18 protein-coding genes are annotated in these 21,060 nt (G+C 50.8%); 3 read left to right on the top strand and 15 right to left on the bottom strand.

The window, feature by feature from the left end; all coding sequences use genetic code 11:
- Positions 1–558: 558 nt before the first annotated feature.
- The 4 genes from H6G21_RS23940 to pheT form a co-directional block, all read right to left on the bottom strand.
- Positions 559–2,691 (bottom strand): DNA methyltransferase, encoded by a 2,133-nt coding sequence (locus H6G21_RS23940; protein WP_190576863.1) that lies wholly within the window; start codon positions 2,689–2,691, stop codon positions 559–561.
- Complete coding sequence (locus H6G21_RS23935; protein ID WP_190576861.1) at positions 2,688–3,500, bottom strand: hypothetical protein; 813 nt, start codon at positions 3,498–3,500, stop codon at positions 2,688–2,690. The genes H6G21_RS23940 and H6G21_RS23935 overlap by 4 nt, the downstream gene beginning before the upstream one ends.
- Before the next feature lie 424 nt (positions 3,501–3,924).
- Positions 3,925–4,143 carry a hypothetical protein gene (locus H6G21_RS23930; RefSeq protein ID WP_190576859.1) on the bottom strand — a complete coding sequence of 73 codons (219 nt, stop codon included), beginning with the start codon at positions 4,141–4,143 and terminating at the stop codon, positions 3,925–3,927.
- 566 nt (positions 4,144–4,709) lie between these two features.
- Positions 4,710–7,154 carry a phenylalanine--tRNA ligase subunit beta gene (gene pheT / locus H6G21_RS23925; RefSeq protein WP_190576857.1) on the bottom strand — a complete coding sequence of 815 codons (2,445 nt, stop codon included), beginning with the start codon at positions 7,152–7,154 and terminating at the stop codon, positions 4,710–4,712.
- Positions 7,155–7,829: 675 nt separating this feature from the next.
- Here pheT and H6G21_RS23920 point away from each other — a divergent pair.
- Positions 7,830–9,470 carry a serine/threonine-protein kinase gene (locus H6G21_RS23920; RefSeq protein ID WP_190576855.1) on the top strand — a complete coding sequence of 547 codons (1,641 nt, stop codon included), beginning with the start codon at positions 7,830–7,832 and terminating at the stop codon, positions 9,468–9,470.
- 45 nt (positions 9,471–9,515) lie between these two features.
- Here the strand turns inward: H6G21_RS23920 and H6G21_RS23915 are convergent, their stop codons facing one another.
- The 3 genes from H6G21_RS23915 to H6G21_RS23905 form a co-directional block, all read right to left on the bottom strand.
- The gene (locus tag H6G21_RS23915) at positions 9,516–10,157 is read right to left on the bottom strand and encodes a hypothetical protein (RefSeq protein ID WP_190576853.1); all 642 of its coding nucleotides are present in this window, start codon (positions 10,155–10,157) and stop codon (positions 9,516–9,518) included.
- A gap of 208 nt (positions 10,158–10,365) precedes the next feature.
- Complete coding sequence (gene acsF / locus H6G21_RS23910; RefSeq protein ID WP_190576851.1) at positions 10,366–11,442, bottom strand: magnesium-protoporphyrin IX monomethyl ester (oxidative) cyclase; 1,077 nt, start codon at positions 11,440–11,442, stop codon at positions 10,366–10,368.
- Between the two features lie 373 nt (positions 11,443–11,815).
- Positions 11,816–12,301 carry a DUF2996 domain-containing protein gene (locus H6G21_RS23905; RefSeq protein ID WP_190576849.1) on the bottom strand — a complete coding sequence of 162 codons (486 nt, stop codon included), beginning with the start codon at positions 12,299–12,301 and terminating at the stop codon, positions 11,816–11,818.
- Positions 12,302–12,410: 109 nt separating this feature from the next.
- Between H6G21_RS23905 and H6G21_RS23900 the strand changes: the two genes are divergently transcribed.
- Positions 12,411–13,259 carry an alpha/beta hydrolase gene (locus H6G21_RS23900; RefSeq protein WP_190576847.1) on the top strand — a complete coding sequence of 283 codons (849 nt, stop codon included), beginning with the start codon at positions 12,411–12,413 and terminating at the stop codon, positions 13,257–13,259.
- Between the two features lie 124 nt (positions 13,260–13,383).
- Here the strand turns inward: H6G21_RS23900 and H6G21_RS23895 are convergent, their stop codons facing one another.
- The 6 genes from H6G21_RS23895 to H6G21_RS23870 all read right to left on the bottom strand — a co-directional run bounded on the left by H6G21_RS23895 (position 13,384) and on the right by H6G21_RS23870 (position 18,230).
- Positions 13,384–13,659: a DUF1816 domain-containing protein gene (locus H6G21_RS23895; RefSeq protein ID WP_190576845.1), complete on the bottom strand. Its 276-nt coding sequence runs from the start codon at positions 13,657–13,659 to the stop codon at positions 13,384–13,386.
- A gap of 183 nt (positions 13,660–13,842) precedes the next feature.
- Entirely contained in the window at positions 13,843–15,357 is a 1,515-nt protein-coding gene (rlmB, locus tag H6G21_RS23890; RefSeq protein WP_190576843.1) for a 23S rRNA (guanosine(2251)-2'-O)-methyltransferase RlmB, read from the bottom strand.
- 276 nt (positions 15,358–15,633) lie between these two features.
- Positions 15,634–16,065, bottom strand: a complete 432-nt coding sequence (locus H6G21_RS23885; protein WP_199307417.1) for a ribonuclease III domain-containing protein — start codon at positions 16,063–16,065, stop codon at positions 15,634–15,636.
- A gap of 126 nt (positions 16,066–16,191) precedes the next feature.
- Positions 16,192–16,548, bottom strand: a complete 357-nt coding sequence (locus tag H6G21_RS23880) for an anti-sigma factor antagonist (RefSeq protein WP_190576865.1) — start codon at positions 16,546–16,548, stop codon at positions 16,192–16,194.
- An 80-nt stretch (positions 16,549–16,628) separates the two neighbouring features.
- Complete coding sequence (carA, locus tag H6G21_RS23875; protein WP_190576840.1) at positions 16,629–17,780, bottom strand: glutamine-hydrolyzing carbamoyl-phosphate synthase small subunit; 1,152 nt, start codon at positions 17,778–17,780, stop codon at positions 16,629–16,631.
- A 54-nt stretch (positions 17,781–17,834) separates the two neighbouring features.
- Positions 17,835–18,230, bottom strand: a complete 396-nt coding sequence (locus H6G21_RS23870; RefSeq protein WP_190576831.1) for a hypothetical protein — start codon at positions 18,228–18,230, stop codon at positions 17,835–17,837.
- A gap of 55 nt (positions 18,231–18,285) precedes the next feature.
- Here H6G21_RS23870 and H6G21_RS23865 point away from each other — a divergent pair, with 55 nt between their 5' ends.
- Positions 18,286–18,972 (top strand): retropepsin-like aspartic protease, encoded by a 687-nt coding sequence (locus H6G21_RS23865; RefSeq protein WP_347278066.1) that lies wholly within the window; start codon positions 18,286–18,288, stop codon positions 18,970–18,972.
- Between the two features lie 83 nt (positions 18,973–19,055).
- On the opposite strand, the gene H6G21_RS23860 is transcribed toward H6G21_RS23865, so the two are convergent.
- Both H6G21_RS23860 and trpD read right to left on the bottom strand, forming a co-directional pair.
- Positions 19,056–19,589: a Uma2 family endonuclease gene (locus tag H6G21_RS23860; RefSeq protein ID WP_190576827.1), complete on the bottom strand. Its 534-nt coding sequence runs from the start codon at positions 19,587–19,589 to the stop codon at positions 19,056–19,058.
- A gap of 60 nt (positions 19,590–19,649) precedes the next feature.
- Positions 19,650–20,711: an anthranilate phosphoribosyltransferase gene (trpD, locus tag H6G21_RS23855; protein WP_190576825.1), complete on the bottom strand. Its 1,062-nt coding sequence runs from the start codon at positions 20,709–20,711 to the stop codon at positions 19,650–19,652.
- Positions 20,712–21,060 lie beyond the last annotated feature (349 nt).

Here is a 21,060-nt window from a genome sequence, read left to right as displayed (position 1 = left end):
GAGCTGGATGGGTTGAAGCGCAGGTTTACTCACAGATTCAATCTCTAGTCCCTAATAGAATGCTAAATTAACTGCTTTTTCTGGATTCTTGTAAAAACTCTCTATTTTTTTAAGCCTGAGTAGTTACCCCAATTGAATGGAAACAAGTACATCGGGGTTCGGGGTGAGTCGTCTCGCGCATTTCTCCCCACTCGCTGGGGAACCCAATTGAATGGAAACTTGTATTGCCCAGCGAACTGGTTTATCAGTGCCTTGATTGCTCCCCACTCGCTGGGGAACCCAATTGAATGGAAACGAGAACTCCTATCGTTTTGCCTCACTTTGCTGGGCTTTGAGAAGGAGTTCTCGTTGTTCATCGGTCATAGGAGAACTCCTTCTTTGCGAATGTTGCGCCGAAGGGAACCATTGCGGGTCTGGTAGTAGATTTCATCCATGAACAGGCAGCTAATGACCACATCGTAGTGCAGCGAGAGGTCAGCTAATAGCGCATCATCAGAGAGTACTTAACGACTGAGATAAGGCAGCAACAGATATGCTTGGCATCACCACCAAGAACTCTCAACCATCCGCCTCAGATACGATGTTAGTCGTTATTGACTGTTGCTGAAGTAGATAATTCATATTTTCAAAAGACATGGATTTTTTAGACATCTCCACTAGTAACTGGGATGCTAAGATCACAAACCTATCAGGCTCAGATAGCTTAATTCCACCAGACTCCAACATTTTTCCCAGTCTCTCTGCTTTCATTCTAGATGCAATAATGTCTACAGAGGAGTTTAAATCTTCTTCACTTTTACAACAGACCAGAATTGCATCAAGGCTAATCGGTTCTGTTACAGAGGTCTTTGGAGTCGCCACTTTTAGCTCCGCATGAACTGGATGTGCAGCTACCACTTTAAACCCGGAAGCCCGGATTGCCTCGCAAATTGCAGCCCATCCCTCAGAACGTGAGTGGTGAAAACTAAAGATCAGTAATCCATCATATTTTAAAGTCCTATAACACTCGGCAAACACTCGACTGAGTTGCTGTGCAAAGAGGCGTGGGTCATTATGTTGCACCTCACCAAAATGTGAGGAATCCGCACACCGAAAAAATGAGTATCGCTCCTTCAAAACGGGTGCAATCCAAGCAAAGAAAAAGTCACTCAACTCACTGTAATGAACAAAATCAAAGTAGGGTGGATCAGTGATAACAACATCAACGGCTTCGCTGGGGATTGGGAGACGATCGCTGCTTCCGTTAAGAATGAGTGCTGCCTGCTCCTGTTGAGAAAAGGCTTCCCAGGATTCGACTAAAGAGACGTTGATTGCTTGGCTCGCTGTAATCTTATGACTACCTATGCTGTTCCCGAATAGATCGGTTTCTATGGAGATTTCAAAAGGATTATCGAGATAGCGTTTTGCCGGAATCAATCGAGATTCAAAAAGTGTTGCAAAGGTTCCGCTGCTTTTATCAGTTCCCCAGACAGAGTTTTCAAGGGGTGCGCGTTCTGGTTTCAAAATGTGGTGCGAAAACATATGTCTTACAGCTCCTGTCCCTTCGCCCTTGAAACTACAAAACAGGTTGTTGAATTCTAAAGTACTCGAAAACAAACAGATAAACTGTTCTTGAATGGCTTTGTTCTCGATATTGAGAATCGCACGCAGAAGCAAACCAAGACACAAAAGCTGTCGGGCATTGAAGAAGTCTCGCCACTGAAGATAATTATATCCTCTTGCTTGATCGGTGTTATGACCGGGACGCACAGGCATGGTTGGAATTGGTAGATCTTCTCTGGCTAATCGTTTGATTGCATCACAAAAAAGTGCCAAATCTTCATCCTTCACTGGCAAATAGATCTTCTCACCATTGGCACGCAAAGCTAACATTGCATACATACGATGTTCTGGTGGATTATTCTGCGCTTGAATCAGGGCTTTGATCTTGTAACGCTTGCCCGATCTAGAGTATACATACTGACCTTTGGCGGGCCCTTGTTGTGGATTAAACTGAGTTTGGCAATGAGGGCATGGGAGATAGGTTGTATCAAAACGATCTTCAATGATGTTCCAACAGTTAGGGCAGATAATTTGAGATTTTGGTTTCTTTTGCGGATAGGCATTCTTAGCAAATACATAATTTGAAAATAAGGGAATGGATTCACCCTCTGGTGTGGTGATAATCTTCACCCAGAAATAATACAAAACAGGAATCCATTCACCTGTTTCGGGATCACGGGTCTGATAATATTGCTGGATTTCCTTGGCGACTTCTTGTTCCAATTGAGCAAAAGTTGATCTTAGTTCAGACTCAGGGACTCTTGTCAAAGCTTGTCGAACCAGAAAAGTGCTGATTGGGTTGATATCGCAGCCTATCACTTTACACCCCAATTTCAGCGATTCCCCCAGTGTAGTACCACTACCCATAAATGGATCGAGAACGACTTTCCCACGAAAGTCTTGTCGTATATAGAAGTTTTTCCATGTATGGAATTTTTCTGGAGAAAGTGCGGCTAGTGAAATTGCCCGAAAAACCGATCCCAGCCGCTTTGCCCACCACTTATGAATGTGGTAGATAGGACGGTTAATCTCCTTTCGCCAGCTTTCTTTTTTTGCAAGTTGACTAACTTCGAGAATGGGAAAGTCAGATTCAATTTCCTTCTTATCAAGAGTATTACTAGTGAAGTCTTGGTGTTCAATAGCTTTCATTCTCCATCCTCTCCCTGCTCCATTAATCCGACAGGGGCGATCGCCATTGATACAGCCTTGTTTGTCTGACTTGTCAAACGATAGGCTTTGAATCTCTGGGGATTCCCAACTGTTGGGTTAGGCACCTTCTCGGCACTAAGCTCATTAGTCCGCAAGTCAAACTTGTAGCCAACAACAAGTTCACCTGTTTCAACTCGAACCAATTGACCCACTTCCTGAAAACGCTCATCGATTTCAATACTTTCAGGGAGAATTAAGGTCATCAGCCCCGTTGTCCCTTCGGTTAGCGCGAATGGAGTCGGAGCAACATACATTTTTCGATCTCGAATCATGATGTCACCGTAGCTTCCGAATCCCTTAACACTCTTGTTTTTGTGAACGTACTCGCGATTTGCATTGAGAAAGTCGCCATGACAGATCACTAAATCGATGACTGGGTAACAGCGACGCCCCCCCACTTGAGGGGAATATTGCGACAAATCAGCAGGGTAGCGGCCAAATACATAAAAAACTTGTCTTCCATTATGGAAACCAGAGGGAACTTGGCTGTTGCAGTCATAATCTCGTTCGCGTCCCGGCCAAGCTAAGCCCTTGACTTCAAACCCGTCAGCAGAATTTACCATCCGAAAATCAGGGTAAGTATTTCGGCCTGGGGCTTCAAAAAATAAACTTAGCGACTCCAATCGGTTCTGAAACCAGTTTTGGAAATGAAACTCTTTATCCTTCGCACTGACTGACTCAATTAGTTCTCCCTGTTGGACGGCTTCAACACATTTTTGAAAAACATCAAGTGCTACGGACATACGCATAAACCACACTAGCTCAAGTACCGGATTATTAAATTCTGGGTAGTTTTTACTACTGATCAATCTTACTCTAATCCCAGGTCTTCGAAGTTTGAGAGGAACTGATGGAAGGTTGATTTTCGTGCTGTTCGAGCCGTTCTCATTGGTGTTGCTTATTGGATTGATGATCAACTACAAAGGACGCTACGACACATCATCAGGGAGGCAACATAGCAAGTAGTTATACAGAAATTTCCTGTGAATATGCCCTCATTTTCCATAAAATATCCTGATTTTATGGGGTGGTACAAGCTATTTCGCTTTAAAAAAGTGAACTATTGTGAGTAATTATCGCAAAATATTACTTAATACAGTTTCTGATCTTCGATCGAAGAACCCGCAGGCCATTCCCATCAACGAACCTGCGGGATTCCTCCTGCTTCAACCGTTACCGTTGGCGTTCACGACTCAATATGCTGATGTATTGCCCATCCGAATGGACAATCTTCATCGGTTGACTCCAATGAATTCGATCGGCGATCCGATGCGCATGGAATTGATTAATCGTATCCTGCACGAACTCCTTGTGACCGATTAAGTGGATCTGTAAGCGTTGTTTCTCGTGTTGAACTTCACGATCGCCCCGATCGCTAGAACCTTTCACCATAACTGAGCTTCTCCTTATTGAAGTGAATCTCATCCCTAACGCAATCTTGCTCCCTACTCCTGTTTGCGGGAGAAGGGCCGGAGATGAGGGTCTAAAGAAGCCCAAAAATTTAGAGCCACCCCGTTTGACATCACAAACAAGAGTGGCTCGGTCAGATGCTAAAATCCTCATCAAGCCTCCTTGCTGTGCACTCAGCGAGGGGGAATAGCTACCCGGAGTTGTTGCCGCAACAAAGGGTAGTGCCCTAAATTTTCAGGATCCCAGCGGCCCCGTGCTTCATGCCAAACCGTCTCGTAAAAGAAGGATGTCCACGCAACCGCTATGAACAGCTAGATTACGGAGAAAGTAGACCCCTGTCAATCCGTATTTGCAAAAACCGATCGAGTATCATTTGATACTTCAAAAACCATCATCCAAAACCAAACAACCCAAGCTGGAATTAGAACATACAACCCATAAAAAATAGAGGCGATCAACTCCTTTTAACAAAGTGAGCATCTCGCCTCCAATATGAAAACTATAGATTACGAATCACAAGCACAAACACGATCGCAAACACAATCGCCTTAGCTACGTAACTCAACCTGGAACTTCTCCACCAACGCATCACGAACCTTCTGTTGCACCGGATCAACATCCGCATCCGTTAACGTTCGATCGTCCGTGCGGTACACCATCCGAAACGCTAAACTCCGCTTACCTTCCGGCACTCGATCGCCCTTATACTCATCAAACAACTCCACCGATTCCAGTAAATTGCCCCCCGCTTTCCGGATTGCCCGCTCCAGATCGGAAACCGAAACCTTCGTTGCCACATAAAACGCCAAATCGCGATCGCTGGCAGGATAGGTCGAAAAAGGTTGGAACACCGGAACCATAGCTTCCTCCGATTCCAAATTCTTGTAAATCAGATCCAAATCCCACTCAAACACATACAACCCATCCGGCAACCCGCGTTCTTGACACAATTGCGGATGCAGTTGGCCAAAGGTTCCCAACCGCTCACCTCGGATCCACAGAGAAGCCGTCCGTCCAGGATGGAGGCGGGCATCGCGGCTATCAGGCTGGTATTCCACCGGCAACTTCAATTGATCAAACACCGCATCCAACAGCCCCTTCGCCTCAAACCAAGTCATCGGAACTTCCTTGACCCCGCGAAGCCAACGCCCCCGCGAAGTATCACCACCAAGAATCCCACCTAGGACTTCCCCTTCCCCTAAACCATCCTCATCCTGGAAGAAGACATGGCCAATATCAAAACCATTCAGCGCACCATTTCCCCGCTCTAGGTTGTACTGGCAGGCTTCAATCAACCCATCCATCAAATTCGTCCGCAGGGCCGAATATTCCACAAACAGCGGATTACTCAACACCACCTGCCGATCGCTCCCCGGCTTGCCCAAGGAATAATGCATCAACTCCGTTAAGCCAATGCCCCGCAACGCCGATCGCAATTTCCGCAGCACTACCTGCTCCAGCGAGAGAAAACCCACTTCCCCCTTATCCGGCAAGGTATCGGCAAAATTATTGAAACCATACATCCGGGCAATTTCTTCAATCAGATCAATTTCCCGTTCCAGATCTCGGTAGCGGTAGGGCGGCACCGTCACCGTCCACACCCCTTCCCCGGTAGCCGTCAGTTGGCAATTCAACGCCACCAAGGCTTTTTCCACCTCGGCGGCTTCCAGTTCGCTCAGATCATCCCCGCGCACCACCATGCCCAGCACCTGCTTCACCCGATCGAGGCGCAGTTCGATCTCACGGGTTAACGTAGCCGGACGATGATCGGCAATCGCCTGGGCCGTTACAGTCCCCCCCGCCAACTCCGTGATTAACTGCACCGCCCGCCGTTGCGCCAGTTCCAGTTCCGCTAAGTTAACCCCCCGTTCATAGCGCGCCGAAGCCTCCGATCGTAACCCTTGACTGCGGGCCGATCGCCGAGTCACCGCTGCATCAAACAGCGCCGCTTCCAGCAACAGATTCGTCGTCCCGTCAAACACTTCCGTCGCTTCGCCCCCCATCACCCCTGCCAGGGCCACCGGGCGATCGTTGACCGTAATAAACTGCGTTTGCTCCGTGGCCGTCCGTTCCTGGCTATCCAAGGTCACCAAGGTTTCACCCGCTGTCCCAAAACGAACCCCCAGCTTTAGCTCGTCACCGCCCGCGACCTGCTTTAACCGATCGAGGTCGAAGGCATGTAAGGGTTGTCCCCATTCCAACATGATGTAGTTCGTCACATCCACCACATTATTAATCGGGCGTACCCCTGCCGCCTGTAAGCGGCGCTGCAACCACAGGGGAGAGGGGCCAATTTTGACGCCCTCAATCACTGTACCGATATAAGCAGGACAGGCTTGGGGGTCAGCAATGTCGATCGTTAACTGTGCTCCCGCCGTCGCAGTCACTTCTTCCGATCGCGGCATTTTCAGCGGATTACCCGTCAGCGCCGCCACTTCCCGCGCAATCCCAATCATACTCAGGGCATCGGCCCGATTCGCCGTGGAGGTCAAATCCAAAACCACCTCATCCAACCCCAGCAAAGGCCGAACATCCGTCCCGGGTTGGATGTCACCCCCGATCGTTTCATCGAAAATATGGATCCCTTCTGAGTCTTTCGTCAGGCCCAACTCCGCGAGGGAACAAATCATGCCATTCGACGGTTCTCCCCGCAGTTTGGCAGGTTTAATTTTCAGCCCTGCATCTCCCACCCGGGGCAAAAAGCTACCCACCGTTGCCACCGGGACAAAAATATCCGCGCGGACATTGGCAGCCCCGCAAACGATCTGGTTGATTTCTCCTGTTCCAATATCCACTTGGCAGACGCTGAGTTTATCCGCATTGGGGTGCTGCTGCCGCTCTACCACACGACCCACCACAACACCATCCGCCCAAGTGCGACGATCCTCGATATCTTCTACTTCAAAGCCTGCCATGGTCAGCAGGTCTGCTAACTCTTCCGCAGATTGAGAAAAATCAACCAGGTCTCGCAACCAGTTCAGGGAAATACGCATCAGAAATTGACTTTGATCATTAGGCCGTGCCCATTGTACCGTTCCCCCGGCTCCGGTGGCTGCCCCCCCAGCCCTAGAATTCAGGGTCAGGGTATCATCTAATTACGGAGGGGTGATCGGATTCCAGAATCGGAGAAAGAGATCCAGAGATGCAAATCTCCCATTCGATCGGATTTCACACCCCAATCGCGCAGGATCACAGCCTAGCTGAATAATGCTCATTCTTTCGCCATCAGTTCAAGCGTTCCATAGTTCCGTAATCGGGATGTTTTCTAGATGACTCCAATAGTTTCCCCATGTTACTTCTGGCAAACTCGGTGAATAATAGAGTTTGAAGAGAGCAAACTATACGGAGAATTCCCTAAGTCCTTAGTATTAAGTACTTAGTATTAAGTACCCAGGTATTTAATCAGAAGATGCCAGTGCTCTCAACGCTTGAAAGTCGTTCACACCCATTGGAATTTCCTGATAACGGTTTCCCATTAACGGGGAAATAAACGCTAAAAAAACGAAGGTTTATACGGACTTGATGATGACAGGACGTAGCTTTAGCAACTCTTTATCAGGGATTTCCAGCGATTGCGCCTCTCTTTTCAACAATTCGCGTTGATAATTGAGATATCTTTTTTCCTTGACTTCTTGATCGTTTGTTTAGCGATACGCGGGTGACGCTGCATGAGCTACTGCTTGAATCCAGGCTGTCCTAATCCCGATAACTTGATAGATGCAGAGTTTTGCCAAGCTTGTGGATCCAAGTTGTTATTGCGCGATCGCTATCGCGTTCTCCATGCCCTAGGGCAAGGGGGCTTTGGAGCGACCTATCTAGCGCGGGATGAAGTGCTGCCCGGGCAACCGAACTGTGTGATTAAGCAACTGCGGCCCAATGCCAGTGCGCCCCACATTATGCAGATGGCGCGGGAACTCTTTGAACGGGAGGCCCAAACCCTCGGTCGCATTGGCAACCATCCCCAAGTGCCTCGCCTCCTCGACTACTTCGAAGCCAATCAAGAATTTTATCTCGTTCAAGAATACGTTAGCGGATCCACATTGCAACAGGAAGTGAAACGCAATGGGCCGTTTACAGAAGCGGGGGTTAAGCAATTTCTCAGTGAAATTTTACCCGTTTTGGAATACATCCACAGCCATCAAGTCATTCACCGCGATATTAAGCCCGCCAACTTGATCCGCCGTTCCCACGATCTCAAATTAGTCCTGATTGACTTCGGAGCGGTGAAAAACCATGAGCAGGCCATGGTGAATAACGCTTCAGAAAACACAGCCTTCACGTCCTATGCGATCGGAACGCCGGGGTTTGCCCCACCGGAGCAAATGGCAATGCGGCCTGTGTTTGCCAGTGATATTTATGCATTGGGCGTTACCTGCGTTTACCTTCTTACCGGTCGATCTCCGAAGGATTTATCCTACGATCCGGCAACGGGAGAGCTCCTCTGGCGACAACAGGTGCACGTTTCTGAGCATTTTGCCAAGGTGCTCCAAAAAATGCTGGAAATTTCTGTGCGCCATCGCTACCAAAATGCCAATGAAATTTTCCGCGCGCTGGATCTAGAACCCTATCTAGATAGCTTGGCCCATAGCATGAACCAAGTGCCGTCTAAGGGCAATAAGCCTGGAACCCCGGCGCGATCGGGGGATCTCACGGGCTCCGGAGGCGACAAAAATGCGCCCATGTCTCCAGCAGCCCGAGCCGCACTCGCCATCCGTGCTCGCCAGCAACAACTCAACCGCTCCGACTCCACCAGTTTGCAATCGGGAGCCACTCGCCAACGGGTCATGGCCGCTCGGGCAACCTCCGCCTCCCTGAAGACCTCAGACTCAAAGGGGCAAGCCTCCCAATTCACCGGAAGCCGAGGTAAAACACCCCCTAAGTTAAGCGCTGAAGACCTCCAAAGTTACTATGGCAAGGGGCGGCGGGATTTTTCATCCCACGATTTTTCAACGCTGCAATTGCCCCGCGCCGATCTTTCCGGAGCCTCCTTTAATCAAGCAATGTTTAAGCAGGTCAACCTCCAGGGCGCGACCTTGATCAATACTGACTTTGGTCGGGCCAATCTATATCGAGCCAATCTCAAGGATGCCAACTTAACCAAGGCCTATCTGAGCAATGCGGATTTAGAGGAAGCGGATTTACGGGGGGCTGACCTGCGGGGCGCATACTTGCTCAATGCCAATCTCCGGGGCGCAAACCTCTGCGGCGCGAACTTAACAGGAGCCAAAATGTCACCAGAGCAATTTGCGATGGCAAAAACCAATTGGATGACCGTGAAACCCAGTGGTAAACGGGGGGGTGGCTGGTAGGGCCTGGGGTCTCCTGGGGTCTCACGCCATTCTTGTCCCACGCCGTTAGGGCAACCACTCCAGCCCAATGCCAATGCGATGGTCACGGATCGATCGGCCACGCCATCGTTCAAATTCTGCGGCAACCCGCAGCTGAGGCGTCACCGCATAGCCAACGGTAATCTGTCCAATCCCCACTTCGTCCACAGTGCCAGGATTGACCCAGGTTTGTTGCAGAATTAGATCCGATCCACCGCCTCGGGAGGGTACCAGTAAGAATCGCCCCCCGATCGCCCAGCCATCCGTGCGATCGGCGATCGTGCGAAGGGAGCGATACCCCACAACAGGAGCCACATTCACATAACTCCCCAAAGGGCGCAGGTAGAGGTGCAGGTCGCTGCCGACCATTTCCGACTCGCCATTACCGCTCTTACTATATTGGGCGCTGACCGTGATGGGACTGTGGGCGATCCGCCAATCTTCGAGTCCGATCGTCCAGCCTGCACCCGCCCCAGCAAAGTGGGTATAGCCCACCCGGAGCCGCGTCCGAAAGCTAGGTTCCTGCCGAATACTGTTTAAAACATTGGGGCGATCGTTCAACCACTTCCGCAAAGTCGGACTTTGTTGGAGCAACGTTGAGTCCACGTCTAAGGGAGACAATGGGGGGGCAGCTGGCTGGGGCTGGCTGACAACTGCTGGAACCATCATGAGGTAGCCAAGCAGCCCCACACTAACGCAACAAAACAACCGCCCGAAACCAGAATCTACCCACCGTAACTGCCCAGTGCCCATACCTTTGCCCACATTATCAATCCCCAACCAATCCCGACATGACCAAGGCCCATATTACAAAAAAGGCTCTGGAGTCCAGAGCCTTTCAGGTTTCATAGAAACCTATGCAAGTTAAAAAACAAGTTTAGCGAACAACGCCTTGGCTGGCTTGCACATCGATCGGCTTGAGCAAATACAGCGCCACCAGGTTGGTCACATTACTCAAGTAATGGGGCAGCTTCTTCAGGAACTTAATGGGAGCTGGGGCATTGGAAGCAGCAATTTCAGCCAGCTTCTCATTGTTCTTGATGCAGTTTTCCAGCCGAGGATAGAAAGCGGGATGCTCCACATCCAGAATAATCGGGAACACCTTACCCGCAGACTGATTGGTCTTGGTAATCACTTCCCGCTCAAATTCCCGCGTGTTAAAGCCCAACGCTTCATAGAAGCCCGTGCGCTGGATGTCGTTGAGGTACATCGTCGCAAACACCGACAACAGGAAGAATCGACACCAGAGCCGTGCCCGCAAACCATTTAAGGTGTAGGGCAGTGCGCGCATCACCGCATCAAAGAAATCGCCGTGACGATTTTCGTCTTGGCACCAGTTTTCAAAGAAGTTGAAAATCGGGTAGAGCTGATGCTCAGGATGCTTCTCCAAATGGCGATAAATCGTGATGTAGCGCCAGTAGCCAATCTTCTCAGACAAGTAGGTCGCGTAGAAGATGAACTTGGGCTTGAAGTAGGTATACTTCCGACTCTTCGTTAAGAAGCCCAAATCTAACGACAGGTTGAAGTCTGACATGGCTTTATTCAAGAAGCCAGCGTGGCGAGCTTCATCCCGCGACATCAACGCAAAGCCTTCTGCCAACAGAGGGTTGCGGTCTTTCAGCTTACGGGACAGTTCCTTGTAAAGCAAAAAGCCAGAGAACTCAGCAGTACAAGAGCGCTCTAAAAATTCAATAAATAAATTGCGGGTTTCGCCGCTAATGTGATCCCAGGACTTATCAAACACATCACTTCGTACAAAGTGATGACGATTGTAATCGGCGCGAAATTCTTCCATCAATGCCCGCAACTCATCTTCGTTGACGGACATGTCCATCTGCGCCATCTCTTCAAAGTCTGTGGTATAGAAGCGAGGCGTTAGGATGGTTTCCTTCGCAGGTACTTTAATACCGGGACGAATTTCTGCAAATTCGGGTTTCTTAAGGGAATCTACCATGGGTGCGATCGCTCGTCGTGTGGTTCGTTCTAAAACGCTTCGGCTTTCTCGAAGATGGCAGGATGCGCTGGCACCCAGCAAATAGGCCGATGTATGGGTAGCGCCAATTTATCTACGGATTCTAGTGTATCAAGGCACCTGTGCCAGTCCAGCGTGAAAGCTAGGAAGTTGATGTTTCGTTACAATCTAGCTTTACAAACTCACTAGCTTGACCATCTCCTTGACCAACTCATGCGGTGGGATGGGAGCTTCGTGATTAGACCCCAGTGATTGCCGTTCGCCTTAGGCTAGAGGTCGTGATTAGAAGACACCTTGTAGACCCAGAGTTCACGCTGTGAGCAGAGTTCACCCTAAGCTTCAGTGCCCTTTTCCCCTAGTTCAGTGCCAACCACTTCTGACCATTCAACCGTTGGAGAGTGCCCAAGACTAGGAGATCCAACGTGACCTTCTTCTCGTCAATCCGGAAGGATTCCAGGGTGCTGGCGTCACGTCCGGTGCAGGTCGCAGAGAATCCCCGCTGGCCTTGAATATCTTCGTCGTAGAAGTAAATATTGAACTGGCGCAATTGCTGCTCGGCCTGCCATTGCCCCACCACTTGCCAGCATTCTGGGAAGTCTGCATAGCCCACGACGGGGATCTTCTGCTTGATGAATTGCAAGGCAACGCCTGCAATTTGCAGCTTTTCAAACCCCTTTTGTAGGGCAGGTAAATAGTCCTGCTGGATAAAATCAGCAAAGGGTTTGGATTCCAGGGCTGGCGGTTTTTCTTTTTTGGGCTTGGCTGCAGCAGTCTCGGCAGCAGCGGCCTTAGGCGTTGCTGCAGTCGGCGTTGCTTCAGGTTGCTTGTTGGCGTCCGTCATGGGTAGAAATTCTCATGCGATTTCCTCTGAGAAAACATCATAGACGATGGGCAAGGCATCACGTCATCCGGTAAGGTCGATCGCAGGTTCAGAATCCCAGGTTTTTCCAATGGCTGAGTTGGCAAGTCATCAATCCTTCCCCCTCTATGTGACCCGATCGGGCCAAGGGTATCCCATCCTCTGTCTCCACGGGCATCCAGGCACGGGACGCAGTATGGGCGTTTTTACCCAGCACCTGAGTCAACGATTCTGCACGATCGCGCCGGATCTACGGGGCTATGGTCGAAGCCGCACAGGCCAACGCTTTCAGATGGAGGATCACCTAGGGGATCTGATCGGCCTCCTGAATCAACAGGCTGACGATCGAGCAGTGATCCTCGGGTGGTCCCTGGGGGGAATTTTGGCCATGGAACTCGCCTTACAGTATCCAGAGCGGGTCAGTGGCTTAATCTTGGTGGCAACAGCAGCACGGCCTTGGAGTGATCATCCCAAAGTTTCCATGCTCGACAATATTTTGACGGGTGTGGCTGGGTTGATTAACTGGATCAAACCGGGGTGGGATTGGAATATTGCAACTCTGGGTCAACGATCGCTGTTTCGCTACCTAATCCAGCGCCATCACCCCATGGCTTACCGCTACCTTGCCCGAGACGCTGTCTATGCCTACTTGACCACCTCACAGCCCGCAACTCAAGCCCTCTATCAAGCCATGGGACGCGGCTATAACCGGGTGCCCGATTTACCCAAAATTCAGTGTCCCGTCCTCATGCTCATTGGCGAACAGGATCGCCACATCACCGCTGCATCAAGCCGAGAAACTGCAAAGGCTCTGCCCAATTGTGAATGGGAATGCTATGACCAAACCGCACATTTGTTGCCGTGGGAGATTCCTGAAGTCTTACTCGATCGCATCGATCGTTGGATTGCAGATCACCCCGAACTCGTGGGCCTTCAATGACTTGCCGGGGGCGATACCCGTGCGACTTAACACTAGTAAAACTTAGAACGGATAAAACTCAAAACTCGTCAAATCTATGGAGACGTGGCGCTAACACGCCTCCCCAAATCAAACCAAGCAGGGATTAGCTTACGGTATAAAGATTAGACCAACTGCCCAAGGAAGGAGCCGGTTCATCGGAGATCGTCAAATTTGTGGGCTTGCACCGCTTAACCTCAACACCAATGACTTGAGCCCCTTCTCGCTCTAAATCTTCGATGTATCCAGGCTGATCCGCTTGAGCATCCGACTCAGTTAAAAAAGGCCCAAAGTAATAGGTACAACGAGGTCCCTCAGTGGTAATCTCTACCCACCAAGCCATACCTAAAAAATCCATGGAGCTAACTAACAATTCTTTCATATTGCCCTGCCAGAAATGATGTCCGAATTTAAATGTGAAACATGGCGTGAGGAAGTCATTGATTCCATTTATAACTTCCTCACATTAGATCTTTCAACGTAATTTCGACACAATTTTGCAGCAATTTGATCGAAAAGAATGGGGATCAAGCGGGGATCACAAAATTTATTGATCAACTGTTGATCAACGGAGTGAGGAAACCTTTCGAGTAGTCAGATTGATGGTACTGCTCCAACGCTGCCGATAAATTTCATACAACGCCATTCCCGTTGCTACTGAGGCATTTAAGCTGGGTGTGCTCCCCGCTAAAGGAATAGAAACTAGGACATCGCAACACTTTTGTGTCGTTAAACTTAGGCCATCCCCTTCTGCACCAATAATTAATACCGTTGCTTTTGCAAAATCAACAGTATGAATGGGTTGACTAGCTTCACTGGAGGTGCCGTAAATCCAAAAACCAGCTTCTTTGAGGTCTTCTAAGGCCCGCACCAAGTTCACAACACGGGCGATCGGGAGCTTTTCTAACGCACCAGCAGCCACTTTACGCACGGTAGAAGTCACGCCAACAGCCCGTCGCTGGGGAATCACCAACCCTTGGGCTCCGATGGCCTCAGCGGTTCGAATAATTGCACCCAAGTTATGCGGATCTGTAATACCATCTGCGACCACAATCACCGGCTGATTGGATTTTTCCTTAGCCTGATCGATGAGATCTCCCAACTCTAAGTATTCGTGGGGAGAAACTTGCGCGGCAATGCCTTGGTGGGTCGCCCCTTGGGTAATTTGGCTCAGCCGTTTAGGTTCTACTTCATCAATCACTGCGCCCCGGGATTTTGCTTCGTTCAGCAAACTATGAAAACGAGGGTCGTAGCGCAAGCGGGAAATCACCCAAATACGGTTCAGGGTTTGTTCATTTTCTAGGGCGGCAATCACTGCATGCCGTCCATAGATCAGATCGGAATTTTCCGATTCAGAAGAGGCCATGATTTCTGTGGCATTTACAGAATCATCCGTAAACCGACTGGGGATGGAATTTCTGTCGTCCCGATCGGGTCGATCAGAAAATCTTCGATCGCTGCGATAATTCCGACCAGTGCTGGTGCGTTCACGCCGATCATCGTGGCCATTGCGATCGACAAACTTGCGATCATCTCGGTTGTCCCGGTTATCCCGGTTATCCCGATTAGAAAACTTACGGTCATCCCGGCCATTGCGATCGACAAACTTGCGATCGTCCCGGTTGTCCCGATTGTCGCGGTTATCTCGGTTATCCCGGTTAGAAAATCGACGATCATCTCGAGCACCGCGATCGACAAACTTACGATCATCTCGGTTGTCCCGGTTATCCCGATTAGAAAACTTACGATCATCCCGGCCATTGCGGTCAACGAATTTGCGTTCAGGGCGATCGCTGCGTTGGGCGTCCCGATCTACAAACTTGCGTTCAGGGCGATCACTAAACTTGCGTTCAGGGCGATCGCTGCGTTGAGAATCGCGATCGACAAACTTACGCTCAGGGCGATCCGTTCCACCGCCAGCTTTATCCCGGAACTTACCGCCACCACTGCCGCCACTGCCGCCGCTACTGCGCCGATCACCATACTTAGATGAACCTTGACGGGATGAGCCAGGGCGCTCCGATCGCCCCCCCCCAGAGGAGTTAGACCGCTGTCCAGAATGATTCCGTTTGAATGCCATAATCCAAAATCCTGCCAAAACGTTAAAAGAAAACCAAAAAACATGCAGTCGATCTCGGGCATCCCCTCACACAACGAGATCACTGAACACCGGAGGTTAGAAAAATTTTCCAACCTGTCACAGCAAAACCCTTTCCAGTCCTTGCGAGAACGCGAGACTGAGGCAAATTGTCATGGTTGAACCCATCGTCAGCTCCATCAGAGTCGTCCCTGATCCCCAGCTGTTAGCACTTGGGAGCTAACAGCTGGGGTTTACTGCCGTGGTGAACCCCCTCCGCTAGTCATGGGGAGCGGACAGGACTCCTTCGCTGGAACCATTGAGATAGGACAGTAAAACTTCTAGGCGATCGGGTTGCGCGAGGTACAAATAGCCAATCAATGCTTCAAATCCAGTTGCTTGTTGATAGATTTGAGCATCCACTCGCTTGTGGCGGGACGAAGCAGCGTTACGGCCTCGGCGAACCCAGTCCCACTCGACTTCCGTTAAGTGGGGCGCTAATTGCTGAAGATAGTTCGCTTGCGCTTCAGCACGGACTTGAGCCACCACACGATGGTGGTAGGTATCGATACGCTGGGGGGGGAGCAGCAGAGCTTGGCGAATGTAAAGTTCGTAGACCGCATCTCCAAGATAAGCCAAGGCTGCGGGAGAAAGGGATTGAACTTTGCGCAGGGGCAAAGGACGGGGTGCCAACAAAAATGACTGGCTCAAGGGAGAAGCGGTCTCTGTAGAACTCACTGGAACATACAACTCACAGAAACATTGCCAAGAATTACAAGAATAAAAGGGCTATCCAGACGATCGCTGGATAGCATTGGCCAAGAATCACTTCAGGGTTCAGGCGGATTTGACGTTCGCGATCGCTTCATCCACAGAAGCTTGCAGGGCTAAAAACTTTTCTAGCCGAACGAGCTTAACGGTCTGGGTCACACGAGGGTTTGTCACGATCTGTAGGGTTCCAGCATCAGATTGCGCTTTTTTTGCAATCTGAACCAGCGCCCCTAAGCCAGAACTGTCGATCATGTCGATCTTAGAGAGATCCAAGACGACATTTTTAGGACCTTCATCAAGACACTTATTGAGCACTTTACGGAAAGTGGCCTCAGAAAAAGCATCCAGAAGACCTGTGAGGCGAAACAATTGGTAGTTATCCTTGACTTCGCGAGTGCCTCTCAAGCTAACGGTCAAGGTCAGTTGCTCAGGTATAGCGGGCCTCCTCGCTCCATAGTCCAACAATCCGACGAACCAGTATACACTCTTTCTGACGGAATACGCTATTCATTGCTAGAGCAGCGATGATTTGCCATGGCTTGGACAAACTGCTCAAACAGATAATCCGCATCGTGGGGGCCGGGGCTGGCTTCGGGGTGGTACTGCACAGAAAACATGGGCAGTGTTTTATGCTTTAGGCCCGCAACGGTGCGATCGTTCAAGTTTAAATGGGTTACCTCCACAGTAGCATTGGGCAGGCTCTCAGGGTCGATCGCAAAGCCATGGTTTTGGCTGGTAATTTCCACCCGTTGGCTGAGTCCGGCGGGATGGTTGAGCCCCCGGTGGCCAAACTTGAGCTTGAAGGTTTCCGCACCCATGGACAGCCCCAAAATTTGGTGGCCCATACAGATACCAAAAATCGGTTTGTTGGCCGTTAGCAGCGCCTGGGTCGTGGCAATGCCTTCCGTTACAGCAGCGGGATCTCCTGGCCCATTGGACAGGAAAATCCCATCGGGATTGTGGCTGAGGATTGCCTCGGCTGGGGTGTTAGCAGGTACCACAATCACGCGACAGCCATAGCTTGCCAGCCGCTTCAGAATATTACGCTTAATGCCAAAATCGATCGCAACCACGGTGAAAGCTTTTTCTGGAGAAGCCGTGGGGCTAAATTCCCAGTCGGTTTCGGTGGCTTCTGTCCATTCGTAGGGCTGCTCGGTGGTGACTTCCTTAACCAGATTTAAGCCAGCCATGCTGGGAGCGGCTTGCACCTGTTGAAGCAAGACTGCGGGATCCAAAACTTCCGTTGAGAGTCCTCCGTTCATGGCTCCCGACGATCGCAGACGACGGGTGAGGGCACGGGTATCAATGCCATAAATCCCAATCAGATTGTGTTGCACCAGATAGTCTTGCAACGACTGGGTCGATCGCCAGTTGCTAGGCCGCTCACAGATATTGCGGGCAATGACGCCTCGCACATGGGGCTGGTGGGATTCTTCATCCTGGGGATTGACGCCCGTATTGCCCAATTCCGGATAGGTGAAGGTGACAATTTGGCCCCGATAACTCGGATCGGTCAGCACTTCTTGGTAGCCCGTCATGCCCGTGTTAAACACCACTTCTCCGATCGTGGTTCCCGTTGCGCCGAAGGAGAAGCCGTGGTAGCTCGTACCATCCGCCAAGACCAGCAAGGCGGGTTGAACTGAAGAGAGGGTCATAGACTCAGCCTGTGCAAATGCCTGTGAAAATAAATCCTGCGTATTATCTCACCTTTATTGAAACCAAGATGGGGCAGAATTGAGGATTCCTAAAAAAATTTCGTTTTTGGCAGGGGACAAGTTTGTAGACGGGAAATATCCTGGATACAGACCCTTTTGCGATCCCGTCACCATGGCTAACTTGCTGATTCCTGTTAAACCGCATTCTGAGTCCAGGATGTGGGCTGCCACAATCAGCCTGATGCGATGGGGCTTGGGAGGCGCGATCGCGGTACTTTGCGCTTCCTGCCAAATCATAGCGTCTCCCCCCTTGGGCAATCCCACCCCGGCAGACAATGCAACACCCACCACCAGCGCCCCACCAATAGCAACTGGCAAGCCCCCCTCTACATCGGCCACCTCCACACCAGCCCAGCCGACATCGACCCAGTCGGCTCCATCCTCGGCCAAAGCCTCTAGACCTGCTGGGACTCAGCTGACTCATACTAGGCCAGAGGTAAACTTGGTGGAGAGTCCGGTCTTTCAACTGGCATTAGACAAGGCGGAAAGCGCGGATAGCATTGCCCAATCGGCCCAATCGCCAGAGGACTGGACGTTGGTCATCGATCGCTGGAAATCGGCAATTCAACTGCTGAAGCAAACTCCGAAAGGCGATCCGAACTATAAAGAAGTGGCTAGGCGGTTAGCGAGTTTTCAAGCAGGATTATCCCGCGCTCAGCAAAAACTGGCCCGATCGCAGGGACGAACGGGGGGAGAGCGCTATGTTGCGGTGGATCCCAAAATTTCTGAAGAGGGAGATGTCGTCAGTCTGGCCCCAGCAGGTAATCGCGTGTATCGGGTTGCCATCAAGTATTACCAAGGTGGCATTCCGGTGGTGGATGTGCTGTTTAACGGGAAGTACCGCTTTGAAATGATGGTAGATACGGGGGCCAGTGGCACGATGATTACCCAGGATATGGCCCAGGCCCTGGGCGTGGAAACCATCGGCTCTGTACCCGCGATGACCCCCGCCGGATCGACCCAATTCAATGTGGGCTACATCAAATCGATGGCAGTGGGGGGTGGCACGATTTATGATTTTCCCGTCGCGATCGGGCCTGTGGCGCTCCTCGGTCACGATTTCTTTGGGGATTGCGACATCAGCATTAAACGCAATCAAAACCTAGTGGAATTTTCCCGTTGCTCTAACTAAGGCGAGGCCAGCACTACTTCCCTGGCCTCGGTGTTGAACTCGGTGTTGGACTCGGTGATCGCTAGACGTGAGCCAACGGTGCCCTACCAGATCGATCGTAGGTTGACCCCTAAGCCCGGAAGCTCAGGGTCGCCAATAACCATTTCAGGATGATCCAAAATTTCCACCGCTTGATTGGGGCGATAGATCCACACCAGTTGGGCTTGCCGATCGATCAGCCAGCCCAACTGCGCTCCATTGTCGATGTATTCCTGCATCTTGGCTTGCAGCGCCTCTAAACGATCGCTGGCTGATTTCAGCTCAATCACAAAATCGGGACAAAGCGGCGCAAAGGATTGTTGTTCCTCCGGCGTTAAAGCCTCCCAGCGATCGCGGCGAATCCAAGACACATCCGGCGATCGGGTTGCGCCATTAGGCAAGGTAAAACCTGCACTAGAGTCGAACCCTAACCCCGTTCCGTCTTGTTCTATCCATATCCCCACCTGCCCCACTAAATTGAAAAGCCGATTACCTGTGTCGGAATCGGTGGGTGCCATGACCAAGACTTCTCCTTGAGCCGTTCGCTCGACTCGTAAATCTGGGTTGCTGCGGCAAAATTCATAGAACGGCTGCTGCATCGTTTACAAGCTGAGAAAACTACAAACGGAGAAAGGTGTAAGCGAAGTCATTGGTCTGCTTTAAGCCTTGAGAAATGCCACCAATTGCTCTAGTTTGTCCCAAGCGGCACCACTATCAATCACCGACTGGGCTAGGGTCACCCCTGCCGCGATCGAGGTCACTTTTTCACCCACTTGTAGGGCTAAGGCCGCATTGAGGGCCACAGCATCCCGCTGGGCTAGGCTACCCTTGCCTTGTAGAATATTGCGCAAAATCTCAGCATTTTCCGGCACATCACCGCCCTTTAATTGCGCGATCGGGGCCGCTGTAACACCCACCGCTGCGGGATCCAAGGTTTGTGTCTGAATCTCCCCTGCCGCCAGCACCGCCATGTCACTGAGATCCCCTAAGCCCGCTTCATCCAATTTTTCACGGCCATAAACCACGATCGCCCGTTGCTTGCCCAGTTGTTGCAACGCTTCAGCGATCGGTTGCACCAATTCCGGCTTATACACCCCAATCACCTGCCCCGTAGGATTGAGCGGATTGACCAACGGCCCCAGCAGATTAAACACGGTGCGAATTTTTAATTGTTTGCGTAAGTCCGACACCGCCTTCATGGCTGGATGCCAACCGGGGGCAAATAGAAACGTCACGCCCACCTCCGGCACCGCTGCATGAATTTTCTCCGGGGGCGCAGCGAGATTTACCCCCAACGCTTCCAGCACATCCGCCGACCCCACCCGACTGGAGGCCGATCGATTGCCATGTTTGGCAACCGCCACCCCAGCCGCAGCCGCCACAAAAGCCACGGCGGTCGAAATATTAAACGTGGAAGCCCCATCCCCGCCCGTCCCGCAGGTATCAATCAATGGCGTCGGCATCGTGGCACCCGTACTGGCGATCGCCTGACCTTGCAAAATCCTAGCCATACCTGCCAGTTCATCCCCCGAGACACCCTTGGCTTGCAACGCGGCCAGGATCGCGCCCGATAAGCCCTCAGGAATTGCACCACTCAACCAACCCTGCATCAAGTCAGCCGATTGGGTTGGATTCAAAGATTGCCTGTCAAGTAGCTGTTGTAACAGATCCGACCATTGGGGATGGGATGCAGCGGCCACGGGGGAAATCGACTGGGACATAGAACAAACTCAAGTTATCAATAACAAAGCTTAAAAAATTCTGAAACAGACATCATCGATCGACGAGTCTGTCCGTTGCAAATCTTACCCCAATCTCTCAGGATAGACAGTTTTGGTTCTGGGTCATGCCCATCAGAGGAACCTCAAAGGTTTGTGTTAGGCTGATTTCCAGCTAGATACTGTTATCCGGATTACATTTTTGTCTTTCACATTTATCTTTCACGTCTGCCTTTGTTGTTTGCCTTTGTTGATGGATTGAGTGCATCCTGCATCTGGTGAGTCCTTTGATCCTGGGGTTTCCCCCAGTCCACGACTTCTTTGAAAAGGATTCCATGCATTTGCAGCCATC

This window comes from Alkalinema sp. FACHB-956 (genome assembly GCF_014697025.1).
GTDB lineage: Bacteria > Cyanobacteriota > Cyanobacteriia > Leptolyngbyales > Leptolyngbyaceae > Alkalinema.
Note: the sequence above shows the minus strand (reverse complement) of the source record. Positions and strands in the feature narration are given on the sequence as shown.